The organism is Limosilactobacillus balticus (assembly GCF_014145615.1).
In the GTDB taxonomy this organism is placed as follows: Bacteria; Bacillota; Bacilli; order Lactobacillales; family Lactobacillaceae; genus Limosilactobacillus; species Limosilactobacillus balticus.
Map to the genome: position 1 here is coordinate 42544 of NZ_JACIVH010000062.1, position 12876 is coordinate 55419.

Annotated in this window: 12 protein-coding genes; 3 read left to right on the forward strand and 9 right to left on the reverse strand. The window is 37.4% G+C overall.

Annotation, left to right across the window (positions count from 1 at the left end; all coding sequences use genetic code 11):
- Positions 1 to 479: 479 nt before the first annotated feature.
- Entirely contained in the window at positions 480 to 1058 is a 579-nt protein-coding gene (locus tag H5S10_RS03930) for a TIGR01440 family protein (RefSeq protein ID WP_182588789.1), read from the forward strand.
- 38 nt (positions 1059 to 1096) lie between these two features.
- On the opposite strand, the gene H5S10_RS03935 is transcribed toward H5S10_RS03930, so the two are convergent.
- The 7 genes from H5S10_RS03935 to H5S10_RS03965 form a co-directional block, all read right to left on the reverse strand.
- On the reverse strand, positions 1097 to 2296 hold the full coding sequence (locus H5S10_RS03935; protein WP_182588791.1) for a phosphopentomutase: 1200 nt from the start codon (positions 2294 to 2296) through the stop codon (positions 1097 to 1099).
- The gene (pnuC, locus tag H5S10_RS03940; protein WP_182588792.1) at positions 2296 to 3021 is read right to left on the reverse strand and encodes a nicotinamide riboside transporter PnuC; all 726 of its coding nucleotides are present in this window, start codon (positions 3019 to 3021) and stop codon (positions 2296 to 2298) included. The genes H5S10_RS03935 and pnuC overlap by 1 nt, the downstream gene beginning before the upstream one ends.
- A gap of 1 nt (position 3022) precedes the next feature.
- On the reverse strand, positions 3023 to 3757 hold the full coding sequence (locus tag H5S10_RS03945; RefSeq protein ID WP_182588863.1) for a nucleoside phosphorylase: 735 nt from the start codon (positions 3755 to 3757) through the stop codon (positions 3023 to 3025).
- A gap of 5 nt (positions 3758 to 3762) precedes the next feature.
- A complete protein-coding gene (locus H5S10_RS03950) occupies positions 3763 to 4437 on the reverse strand; it encodes a Crp/Fnr family transcriptional regulator (protein ID WP_231795467.1) in 675 nt (224 codons plus the stop codon).
- A gap of 211 nt (positions 4438 to 4648) precedes the next feature.
- The gene (locus H5S10_RS03955) at positions 4649 to 4906 is read right to left on the reverse strand and encodes a hypothetical protein (RefSeq protein ID WP_182588795.1); all 258 of its coding nucleotides are present in this window, start codon (positions 4904 to 4906) and stop codon (positions 4649 to 4651) included.
- A gap of 192 nt (positions 4907 to 5098) precedes the next feature.
- Positions 5099 to 5971 carry a TrmH family RNA methyltransferase gene (locus H5S10_RS03960; protein ID WP_182588797.1) on the reverse strand — a complete coding sequence of 291 codons (873 nt, stop codon included), beginning with the start codon at positions 5969 to 5971 and terminating at the stop codon, positions 5099 to 5101.
- Positions 5972 to 6288: 317 nt separating this feature from the next.
- Positions 6289 to 7578, reverse strand: coding sequence for an ABC transporter permease (locus H5S10_RS03965; RefSeq protein ID WP_182588799.1), 1290 nt, complete (start codon positions 7576 to 7578; stop codon positions 6289 to 6291).
- Positions 7579 to 7726: 148 nt separating this feature from the next.
- On the opposite strand from H5S10_RS03965, the gene H5S10_RS03970 reads away from it, so the two are divergent.
- Positions 7727 to 8251: a TetR/AcrR family transcriptional regulator gene (locus H5S10_RS03970; RefSeq protein ID WP_182588801.1), complete on the forward strand. Its 525-nt coding sequence runs from the start codon at positions 7727 to 7729 to the stop codon at positions 8249 to 8251.
- A gap of 318 nt (positions 8252 to 8569) precedes the next feature.
- Here H5S10_RS03970 and guaA read toward each other — a convergent pair whose 3' ends face one another.
- A complete protein-coding gene (guaA, locus tag H5S10_RS03975; protein ID WP_086879130.1) occupies positions 8570 to 10123 on the reverse strand; it encodes a glutamine-hydrolyzing GMP synthase in 1554 nt (517 codons plus the stop codon).
- A 514-nt stretch (positions 10124 to 10637) separates the two neighbouring features.
- Between guaA and H5S10_RS03980 the strand changes: the two genes are divergently transcribed.
- The gene (locus H5S10_RS03980) at positions 10638 to 11828 is read left to right on the forward strand and encodes an ATP-binding protein (RefSeq protein ID WP_182588803.1); all 1191 of its coding nucleotides are present in this window, start codon (positions 10638 to 10640) and stop codon (positions 11826 to 11828) included.
- On the opposite strand, the gene coaA is transcribed toward H5S10_RS03980, so the two are convergent.
- Positions 11825 to 12748: a type I pantothenate kinase gene (gene coaA / locus H5S10_RS03985; RefSeq protein WP_182588804.1), complete on the reverse strand. Its 924-nt coding sequence runs from the start codon at positions 12746 to 12748 to the stop codon at positions 11825 to 11827. The genes H5S10_RS03980 and coaA overlap by 4 nt on opposite strands.
- Between the last annotated feature and the right edge of the window lie 128 nt (positions 12749 to 12876).

A 12876-nucleotide genomic window follows, 5' to 3' on the forward strand; every position in this document is an offset into this window, starting at 1 on the left:
TTCGAACGTGCCTTCTGATAAACAAAAGGCATATCTACAAATTGTAGTATAGCAAAGGATTATTTGAGTTTCAATTCCTATTGAAGGATAGTATCTGTCAAATTTTCATAGAGCGCCTAAAACATACAGCCTTCTAGTATGTAGAAGTATACCCTTCTGTACTGTAAACATTACTTAAAATATTGTACAGTGTTATTATGGATATATTATCTTTGTAAGATATTTGCAAGGTGTTCATATAATTCATCAACCACAAAAGCTCTCATGCTATGGCAGTAGCAAGAGAGCTTTTTTCTGTCATGTAGATTACTATGCTCCTTATACGCTTTCTGAGCCAGCTGATAATAATCGTCAAAAGATTATGCGTTAACCTCTTTTAGACTCATAAATAGAACAGCCTACTATTAGCTACATAAAGGCTTTTCCTAGTATAATGGGAATAATTAGATATATTATTCATAATAAAGGAATGATAATTAATGATAGTAGAAGGAATTAATCTTGATAAAATTAAAGAACAAACAGCAACAGGTTTAACAGAATTATTAGATCAAGCTCAGTTAGAAAAAGATGACCTCGTCGTGTTAGGGCTTTCAACTAGTGAAGTCCATGGCGGAATAATCGGAAAGGACTCTAACATTGAGATTGCTCGGGCGATTGTTTCGACAGTTGTTAATATCTTACGAAAACACCACCTTCACTTAGCAGTTCAAGGTTGCGAACACCTGAACCGGGCACTTGTTGTCGAACGGAGTGTAGCTAAAGAGCGCGGTTTTGAACAAGTTACTGTCTTCCCTTCGCTCCATGCAGGAGGAGCAGGACAAATTGCTGCTTTTGAAAGCTTCAGCGATCCGATTGAAGTTGAACACATTACTGCTGAAGCTGGCATGGACATTGGTGACACCTCAATTGGCATGCACGTTAAGTTTGTCCAAGTTCCAATTCGCACGTCTATAAAACAAGTCGGTTTAGCCCATACGACCTATCTCCGTAATCGACCAAAATTGATTGGTGGTGCGCGTGCAAAATACGAGTGGGATCCGTTTGACAATAAATAATTTTAATTAGCCATTCTGCAATAAGGATGGCTTTTTATTTATACCAACTGCTCCAAAAAGCTAGTCCCATACTCACCGCGAGCCAAATTAAAATTATCCAGCACAGTTGCGCCAAAATCAGCAAATGTTGGACGAGTACCCAATGGCCCGCTTTTTTGCATTGATGGAGAATAAACCAGTAATGGGACGTTTTCACGAGTATGGTCTGTGCCCCGAAAACCAGGATCATTTCCATGGTCGGCAGTAATAATTAATAGATCATTACTTTTAAGATTATGCAAGACTTTTCCCAGTCGCCGATCAAAATCCATTAACGCCTGTCCAAAACCTTGCGGATCACGACGATGACCATACAGCGTATCAAAGTCAACTAGATTAGTAAAACAAAAACCAGTGAAGTTTTGTTTCATCACTTCATCAACGTGATTCATTCCATCCATATTACTTTCATTATGGTAAGTTTGGATAAATCCATGTCCTGAAAAAATGTCATTAGTTTTACCAATCGCAATCGTCGTATAACCGGCTTGATGAAGCTGGTCGATGACTGTTGGGGATGGTGGTTCTAACGTGAAATCACGGCGATTAGCAGTTCGAATAAAATGATCTTTATCTGGGCCAATATAAGGACGTGCAATCACCCGACCAACCTGATAATCCGGACCATTTAACAGTGTTCGAGCAAAGCGACAAATCTTACAAAGTTCTTCGACAGGAATTACATCTTCATGAGCCGCAATTTGCATTACTGAATCGCCAGAAGTATAGACAATCAGTTCCCCAGTGTCCATTTGTTGTTCACCATAGTCATGAATTACGTTGGTACCGGAATATGGTTGATTGACAATCACTTTCCGTCCAGAAAATTCTGCAATCTGATCGATAATTGCTTGAGGAAAGCCTTGCGGGAATGTCGACAACGGTTTAAAAACAGGCAGTCCCATCATCTCCCAGTGACCATCCATACTATCTTTACCAGCTGAAATTTCGATCATTTTGCCATAATAAGCTAAAGGATAAGGGGCGTTAGCGATCCCTTGAATTGCTTCTTTACGTAAATTGCTAAGTCCTAGTCGTCCAAGGTTAGGTAATGACAAGTTTCCTTTGTAAGCCGCGCCAACGTGACCTAACGTATCTGCCCCTGTGTCATTAAACTTATCCGCATCAATCGCCGCACCAGTTCCGACTGAGTCTAAAACAATTCCAAAGATGCGTTGATATTTTTTGTAATTCCTCATTAATCTGTTGTGCCTCCTTCATTATCAGCTTCACCACTAGCCCATACTTTGGTTGCATAAATCGAATTAAATAATAAGGCCGCTTGCAAAGCAATTTGCGATAAGTCACCACCAAAAGTTCCAATGTGAACACCCATTTGGAAACGAATTGCCAGAATAATCCAGTAAATAATGTTTGCTGTATTAACCCAAATCCAGAGTGACCAGTTTTCTTGGTATTTAAGGATATAAAGCAATTGAGCAATAAAGCTAACCACTAAATTAAACGAATCAAAATATGGAAGCTGTCCGCGGAAGAGGCCAATAACATACCAGCCGATGAAATAAGCAACTACCACCCCTGCAAAAACCCAACGTCGTGCTTGCGGGCTAAAACGTTTAGTTGCATCATCATGCCCCCACATAAACCAGCCAATTGGTTGAGAAATCACGTAGAAAATGTCCATGACAAAAGTTCCCCAGGTGTGACTTTGCCAAGCAATATAAGTCATCGCAGCACACTGAATGAAGCCAAAAATAAAAGTCACTTTCCGCCCTTTCATTCCATAAACAAGGGCAATTGTGCCAAAAACTCCAGAAAGCATGCCGATCCAACTATCCGGTGCGATTAAATAAACACCTACTTGGAGCAAGAGCAAAGTTGTCACGTAAATTATTTCAAACTTCTTCCAATTACTAAAAAGTTGTGTAAAAAGCCAGCCATGATCATTAGTTGTATTTGTCATATTAATTTTCCTCCAGACTTTGATCACTTAAGATATCGAATGCAAGTTTAAGTGAAGCCATTTCACCCCGAGTCATGAGATCAGCCCCATTAACCAGATCATTAACCCCCGTTGCAAGGTCTCCTTCGTATAGGACAACATTATTTAGGATCGACAAAGTTTCCATTCCACGTTGACGACCAATCGTTAACAGGGTACTTGATTCCATATCGGCGCCAACAATCCCCTTCTCAGACCAAAAAGCTTCTTGTTCTGCATTGTCATCCATATAAAAACCATCATGTGAACGAATGATCCCATAAACTGCTTTAGGCGCATATTTATGTGCTAAGGCCATTAATTTAAATGAAGGGACAGCAGGATAAATTTCTGGGACATACTTTTTAGTTAATCCATCATCACGGACTGCTCCTTCGCCAATGATTAATTTGCCTAAGCCAATCCCTTTTTGCATTGCACCAGCAGACCCTACACGGATCACGTTCTTAACATTAACGTTATGCAGTTCTTCAACTCCGATACCCGCAGACGGTGCGCCAATCCCAGTTGACATTACTAAAATTCGTTTATTTCGGTAAGTACCAATTATTGACTTATATTCCCGGTTAAATGCCCATTCCTGAACATTTTTCAAAAATTCGGTTGCTTTATCTACTCGTGCAGGGTCACCAACAATTACTGCACTATCAGTGTTAATTTCTGTGGTTAATTGTGTATGTGGTTGTTGTTCTTCCATCATAATTAATCCTCCGTTTCCACAATCTGTTGCAAGGTTTGTAAGTCGGTGATTTTAATAATTGAGCGATCGATTTGAATTACATTAATATCAGCTAACTTCTTCAAGACACGATTTATATTCCGATATGAGGTATCAACTTCATAAGTGATTTTTTCTCGGGTAATTGGAATATGTTCATGAGCACAGTAAAGTAGAAATAATCCAATTTGCTGTAATGCAGAGTGCATACTATAACGCTCCATCCGTTTTGTAAGATGATAAATCTGCTCGGAAAGATTATGAATCAGCCTATCAGCAAACCTATGATCTTTCTGCGTCCACTCAACGAAATCACTATTCCGAATACTTAGGACCGTAATTGGTGAAATATTAATAATTGATGCACTGTAAGGACGATTGATAATTGCTTCTTGTTCGCCGAGAAACATCCCAGAATCATAAACGTCCAAAACCACCTGTTTCCCACTAGGCGAATTTAAAAAAACTTTCACCCGCCCATTAACAAGCAGATAGGTATTTTGATAACTCTCTCCTTGATACAGAACAAATTGTTTTGTATCAAAGTTTTTCACTTCCATTTGTTCAATAATGTTTAGTGGTGCTGTTTTTATTAGCTGACGAACCCGCTCGTTTGAATTAATTGCTTTGTATACTTCATTAATACTCAAGAGTATCACCCTCACTCTTTATCACTATTATATTAGTTAGCGCTTACATTTTTCTATGCCACTCGTCTCTTAATATACATGAAAATTGATATTTTTCTATCTCAAAGTATAGTTTTGAGGACATTTGTCTTGAGAACAAAAAATAAACCATACTTTAGAAGGGCACCATTTGGCCACTTAATCTATGGTTTGGGATTTAAATTATTACTTTATTTAAACTTTACTCAAGGCCATAAAAATAAATTGAGTCGGGATCTTGCGTTGCCCAAATAAATTCATTAAAGAATGGCAAAATATACTGAACATGTCCGTATGATCCTGGTCGTACAAGATGGCGTGCAATTGCTCTTCTACGATATTGGGATGCATATGAAGGAGTAACATCCAGTTGTTGAGCTACTTCTTTTAATCTCTTATTTCCAAGAACTGCTATCAAATATTTTTGATAAACGAAGAAAGATTGGTGTTCACAAAACATTACTAGTTGAAATTACAATTATGTTTATCCGGATTTGGGGATATAGATTTAGGTACAAACTCACTTAGCATTCCCTTCATTAAATCACTCCATATCCAGAAACTACTTTGTTCTTGGGCTTTTCCGTTACTTTAAAAGTACCAGTAACCCTTTACATGGTCGGATACCAAATTGCTGCTCAAGTTGGTACAATTATTTAACTTTTTGATTACCCAATTCCCAAAAAGCAAGGGCCGAGGCAGCCGCCACATTTAAGGAATCAACGCCCGTAGCCATCGGGATCTTAATTGTAAAATCACTCTGCGTAATTGTCTTTTCTCTTAAGCCCGGACCTTCTGAACCAAGGATAATTGCTAATCTATCTACCTCAGCCAATTGAGGATCATCAATATCAACTGTATTATGACAAAGAGCCATCGCGGCCGTTTTATAGCCAGCCCGATGAAGAAGGTCAATCCCTTCTGATTGCCAAACCTTAGCATCAACATAGGTCCACGGTACTTGGAAAACCGTTCCCATAGCTACCCGTGAGGCTCGGCGATAAAGGGGATCAGCTGAGTCACTCGTTACAATTACCCCATCAATTCCAAGAGCCGCGGCCGAGCGAAAAATAGCTCCAATGTTGGTAGGGTTAACAACGCTTTCCAGGATTGCGATACGCGGATGGTCACTGGGCATAGTAGCCAAAAAGTTATCTAAACTTGGCCGTTCGACTCGGTGCATAGCCGCTAATGCTCCGCGTAAAAGATTATAACCACCACCGGCCAACTGCCGAAGTAATTTACTATTAACTACATAAATTGGCGTTTGTTCTAATCCCCTAGTTTGGTTAATCGCCATCTCATGATCCAAATCAGCCAAATCGCGCTCTAGTTCCCTTTCTTCCATTAAAAGAGACGCTGGCCGATAACCTGCTCGTAAAGCTCGTTCAATTACTTTAGGACTTTCCGCAATAAATAAACCCGGATTAGGTTCGAGGGCATGAAAGAGTTGTGCTTCATTTAGTCGCATGTATGGATCTAAATCTGATCCTGCGAGGTCTGTAAGAAAAATTAAATTATGCATATTGAATTTACCTTATCTAGTTCGTTCGTATTCAAGGATTAAGGAGCTTGATACTCTAATCATACAGGATTACATTTAATTTCGCCATGACATCTCATAAGCAAACCAGTGATTACCAACTAACTATATTCATATTGAGTAGAAGATAATTGGTCAAAGGACCGACCTCTCATACTACTTCAAACGTTAACTTAATCAATAAGGATAATGTCTTTCCTTTTTAAGGCTACTTACTCATATTTCTTTAATTAGAATCTTGTGTACAAAAATCCCCCAGAGTTGATTACCAACTCTGAGGGGACGTATATAACTTAATATTAAAATCCTGTTACATCCATTGGACCAGTGACTTTAGGAATTTCTTGATCTTTACGATATTTAATAAAGATTAAGAAACATTCTATTATTAAAGCACAAACTCCAATTAAAAGTAAATGAGACACTGGATTCAAGCTTGAACTTGTATTATAAAGTATATTTAAATTTAATTGGTATGTGCTTGGTACTGGTAAAAATTCTCGTATAAAACGATAGAATGGGGGCATCAATGGAGCTGACATAATACCTCCAGATGTGATTGCTTGAACTAATACTAGCGGAATGTTAATAACAATTGATAATGGTCCTAGTAGAAGCGTTGTCACATTCAGTACTTGAAAACTTATGATGAGATTTAAGAAAGATGCACCAAAAATCTGAAAAGCTGTACTCCATGAAATATGGTTGATACATATTAATAATGTTGCTGCAGTTAAAGATGCTGCAATAGAAACTAACATATAGATTATCTGGAGGGAGAAGAAGGCCTTCCATTTATCTTTAGCTTTCTTTTTAGCCTCTAAATCAAATGAAGAAAAAAGGATTGTCGATGAAGTCATGGCTGCAACAAAACCAGCTAACGCTGACATCATTGGAGCCATTAAATAATTCATATTAGTACTCTTTGAATTAAGATCAACAGTATTATTTTTTACGTTAGTCAATGTTCCTAATTCTTTGGCTTGTTTTGAAAACTGTTTTGTATACTGATCCATAATTTCTTTTCGCATTGAAGCCATCTTCACTGGATCAGATGCCATTTCCGGATTTGCGGTGATCGCTTGACCAATTGCATCTTTTATTTTGTCTTGATTAGCAGTTAGCAAAAGTTTGACCATAGTGCCTTGAATTTTTTTGCTTGTAATAGTTGTATTGAGCTTATCTGTAACTTTGGTCGAAATTGTTGTTCCAAAGGTTTTTGACATTTGGTCACCAGCACTATTGATATAATAATTCAATTGCACCTTTTTTCCATCTGCAAGATTTTCAGTATAGTTTTTAGGCACTTCCATTACTAAAACAGCCTTATGATCTCTTAAATCGTCCTTTGCCTTAGATATATCGTCTACATTTTTTGATTTAAATTCCATATTCTTAGCAATTTCATTAATTAGTTTTGCACCATTTTGACCATCATTATTAACATAGATAATGGTTGCATTTTTTGTATGTTCAGAAGTGTAACGATACCCACCAATATATATACCAATCATAAAGATTTGATAAAGCATGGCAAAAAGTATAGCAAAAAGTGTCATTTTATTAAATATAAACTTTTTTATATCCATAAAGTATTTTCCATCCTTTTATGTAATTAGTTATAATAATAATGTACAACTACAGTTGCATATCTACAATCAGCACTTAAAGTGAAATAGTTGATTATGCGCCATTAATTTTAAATGGTTGTATATTTTTTTAGAGGAGGTTAAGTTAATGGATTTAAGAATATTAAAAACAAAAAAAAATATTAAAACTACCTTTTTAAAACTAAGGCAGAAATATCCGTTAGAAAAAATAAAAGTTATAACTTTATGTCAACAAGCCTTAATTAATAAGTCAACATTTTATAGATACTATACAGATATTTATGATCTATCTAATCAAATGCAACAAGAAATTATAGACGATATCGGGAAGAATTTTTCCAAAACAAAAAAATCATTTACTAATATTGATGATTTCATAGAGGAACTATCGCAGTTAAAGCTAAAAAATCCTAACATTAAAATTTTATTCAACGGGCAAGAGGAACGTTTTATTGCACTAGCACAAAAAAAAGTTGAACAATTATACCTAAACAAAGAAATGGAAGAAAAGGCTAAAATTTCAATTACATTTCTTTTAGGCGGACTTTTATTTGCATATCGGGGAGTCATAGATCAAACATACTCTGAAAGTGAGTTTCGTAAAATAGCTTCCAAAGCAGTGAAAACTTTTTCAGATTTTATTAGAGAATAATTCTCCTAAGCAGCTTATATCTTGACTTTGATATGAGCTGTGTTTTTATTTCTCCATTTTAGATTTGGGGTACTATAAAAAAGTCTACACTGCGGGTAATACGATAGACTGCCGATATAATTACTTATAGCATGGAAAAAGATTAAAAGAAAAGGTACTACGTAAAATCAAAATACGTAGTACCTTTTCCATAACACTGAGACAATACCCTTAATAATTTTTGGTAGGATTTTAGTAGGGAATAATGTTGTTTTTAATAGATTCGAATTGATTTAGTACCGTTATATCGATATTTCGCTATCAAGTTAAAAAGCAACCTTATTCGTATTCAATCGTCGAAGGTGGCTTACTCGTGACATCATAAAGAATGCGGTTAACGTGATCGACTTCATTTACGATCCGAACTGAGATCTTTTGCAGAACATCCCATGGAATCTTAGCAAAATCAGCTGTCATCCCATCAATTGAAGTAACGGCCCGAATAGCAACTGCATAGTCATATGTCCGGCCATCACCCATAACACCAACTGAACGAATACCTGGTAAGACAGTAAAGTATTGCCAAATTTCTTCATCAAGACCAGCTTTCTTGATTTCTTCACGAAGGATTGCATCACTTTCACGAACAATCTCAAGCTTTTCAGGAGTAATTTCGCCAATAACCCGAATTCCAAGGCCTGGACCTGGGAATGGTTGACGCCATACCAATTCATGTGGAATCCCAAGCTTTTCACCCAGTTCACGAGTTTCGTCCTTAAAGAGTTTCCGTAATGGTTCAATTAACTTGAAACCAAGCTTCTTTGGCAAACCACCAACATTATGGTGAGACTTAATCGTCTGTGCGGTGTCTGTTCCAGATTCAATTACGTCAGTATAAAGTGTACCTTGAGCTAAGAAATCAGCATCTTTAATCTTCTTGGCCTCTTCATTAAAGACTTCGATAAATTCCTTACCGATAATCTTCCGCTTTTGTTCTGGATCAGTAACACCTTCAAGCTTACCTAAGAATCGATCTGCGGCATCAACCTTAATGATGTTAACACCAAGGTCGCGACTCAACGCATCCATCACTTGGTCAGCTTCGTTCTTCCGTAACAGTCCGTGGTCAACAAAGATACAAGTAAGTTGGTCACCAATTGCCTTATGGATCAAAACAGCGGTAACACTGGAATCAACCCCACCAGAAAGACCTAAGATAACCTTCTTGTCACCGACTTCTTTGCGGATTTCATCAATCTGCATATCAATGAAATCATCCATCGTCCAGTTTGCTTTAGCGCCACAAACATCAAAAGCAAAGCGACGTAAAATGTCTAATCCGTATTCGGAATTACGAACTTCAGGGTGGAATTGAACACCATAGAATTTACGGTCATTATCAGCAATCGACGCAATTGGACAGTTCTTACTAGTAGCAGTAACTTCAAAACCAGCTGGGGCTTGAGTTACTAAATCACCATGACTCATCCATACATATTGCTTCTTTGGCAAACCTTTGAATAATACAGCCTCGTCATCAAGTACTTCAATATCTGCTCGTCCGTATTCAGAGTTATCAGCTTTTTCAACTTTTCCGCCAAGGTCGTATGACATTAATTGCATTCCATAACAAATACCTAAGATTGGGATACCAAGCTTAAAGATTTCTGGATCGACCTTGAATGCGTTTGGATCGTAAACACTGTTAGGCCCACCTGAGAAGATGATCCCCTTAGGATTAATCTCTTTGATCTCGTCCGCAGTCAACTTATGAGAAAGCAATTCGGAATAAATACCGAAATCACGAAGCCGACGAGTAATCAATTGATTGTATTGGCTGCCAAAATCCAAGACAATGATCTTATCAAACGCATCTAAATTGATGTTTGCCACAATGACACTTCCTTTGTTCAAATTTTTATTCTTAAAGGCTAGTTTACAGGCTGAGCATTGCATGGTCAATGATTATTTAATATTCCATAACAAAAAAGACGGGAGCATATTTTCTCACGCCTTTTTCGTTAGATGGAATTTTATTGAGGATATTTAATTAGTGTTCTAAGTCAATATTTAATAAACGTAATTCTTCATCAACCGCTTGTGCTTCAAGTGTTTTAGTATCTTTATCAGTTTTTATCATTTCGCCAGCCTCCTCATCTCATTTAATCTGTATCCTTCTTAAGTGGTCTGTCAGCAATTGTCAATAAAAATGAGTCATAAATATTATGTGCAACCGTTTCGAACATTGATAAATTAGGATTAAAAAGGTTCATTTTTTTACTTTTACTAAGAGCTTTAACTAAATTTTCTAGTGCAGGATTTGTAATCCATTCCAAATCCAGTTGGTTTGAATGCGCTTTCTGCATTTGATAAAATTTAGTTAGCTATTTTTTACTTGAGGTGCAATATGTTTATTCGGACAAAATATCTTAACCAACTAATAAACAACATGGACCAGCCAACAATTAAGATCCTCGTTGGGGTTCGTCGGTGTGGTAAAACGACTATTCTTGAACAGTTCCGAGCAACTCTTCGGCGACAAGAAATATCCCCAAGTCAAATTCAGGTGATCAACTTTGAATATCTCCTAGAAAATGAATTATGCAATCCAGAATATCTTTTACAATTTATCCTTGATCGGCTTAGTAAACACCAGATGAATTATATTTTTCTCGATGAAGTTGAAGTGGTTCCTCAGTTTGCCCGCGTTGTAAATGCCCTAAATTCCCTCTCCAATACTGATATCTATATTACAAGTTCCAACAAAACTATTCTGGAGAAAGAACATCTTCAGCAAATGACTCCCTACATCATCATCCCTGTTTTCCCTTGCAGCTTCCGTGAATACATAAAAAGGAACCAACAAGAAGCTGATTCCCAAACGTTATATCAATATTTAAATGAGGGTGGTTTCCCCTATACTCACGAAATTCACGGTCCAATCAACCTCCGTAATTATGTGAATGGGATCATCAACACGATTATCATTACCGATTTCACCCAGCAAGCGACCCTTTGTAATCCAGGACTGACTAAACAACTCGCACACCACCTAGCTCATCATGCTGGAACCACACAAAACATCTCTCAGATTGTTGATAGTCTTAAACGTCACCACATCACTACTTCTAATAAGACGGTCGATTTCTATTTGCAGTTCTTACAGACGTCCTTTATTTTTTACCCGTGCAAAGAATATGATTTTTCTCGTCGCCATGTCAAAAGTACCAATATTCGTTATTATCCGGTAGACCCTAGTATCCGGCAAGCTCTTACGCTGAAAAAGAATGTCCTTTCTCAACGGATCCTTGAAAATATCGTCTTTATTGATTTGCTGAGTCAAGGCTACCAAGTATATAGTGGTCGCATCAAAGATAATGAGATTACCTTTGTCGCAATTAAAAATGATATCTTTACCTGTATTCAGATTGCTTATTCTCTTGCTGATGCTGGCGCCTATCGTCGGGCAATCAGCGGATTACGGCAACTTTCCTCAAAATATAAAAAACTTTTAATTACAGTAAAACCAGCGCTCAATTACGCTGGCTTAGATCCTGATATTGAAATTATTGACTTATATAGTTGGCTAACCAATTAACCCCGTCGCAAGTAAAGCTTATCCACGATATGCCCCGTAGTTTTATGTAAAATTACGTCAGCGCGACTCTTAGTTGGCAGGATAAACTCCCGTAAATTAGGAAGATCGACGCGTTGCCAAACTTCTTTTGCCATTTTAAATGCTTCTTGACGGTCACCCTTTGAATAAGGATAGTAATAGTTTGATGGGTCAGTAAAGGCTGTCTCTAGCAACATCCCAAACCGTTGAAGATACCAATGCTCAATTAGGTCTGGATCTGCATCCACATACAATGACCAGTCGAAGTAATCACTAACATACAATTGCTGGTTACTTGGCAATTGGAGCGTGTTAATTCCCTCGACAATTAATATATCTGGACGATCAATTACTAAGGGTTTATCCAGTTGAACATCATAAATTTGGTGCGAATATGTAGGCGCCTTAACAACTGGTTCACCTGCTTTAACATCATTAAGAAACTTAAGAAGCCTTTCCATGTCATATGATTCGGGAAAGCCCTTCCGATCCATGATTCCCCGCCGCTTTAATTCCGCATTAGGATATAAGAAACCATCCGTCGTCATTAATTCTACCCGCTTATCTGGCAGCATTTTATTTAGTAAAATACTAATTAGCCGAGCGATGGTGCTCTTCCCAACCGCAACCGAACCCGCAATTCCAATAATATATGGAATGCGGATCGTGGATCGTTGTAAAAAGTTTGCCTTTTGCATCTGCCATTCCAAAAAGTTCTGGTAGCGCAGTTGAATTAATTTTATTAGTGGCAAATATACATCCTGCACATCCGCAATTGAAATTCGATCATTCAACGATTTAATTTCATCTAAGTTTCCTTGGGTTAACCGCACTGAATCAGTTGGAAAAAAGCCGTGCCATGTTTGCCGATCAAATTGTTCGTAGTTCATCCATTCATCCATTATGCAAAATCCTTTATTTCACCCGTTAATGAAAACGGTTACTCACGTTTAATAGTACCATATTATAAACATAATTAAAGCTCAATCTAGCTTGTGAACACCTAAACATTTTACCAGATAATTAGTGC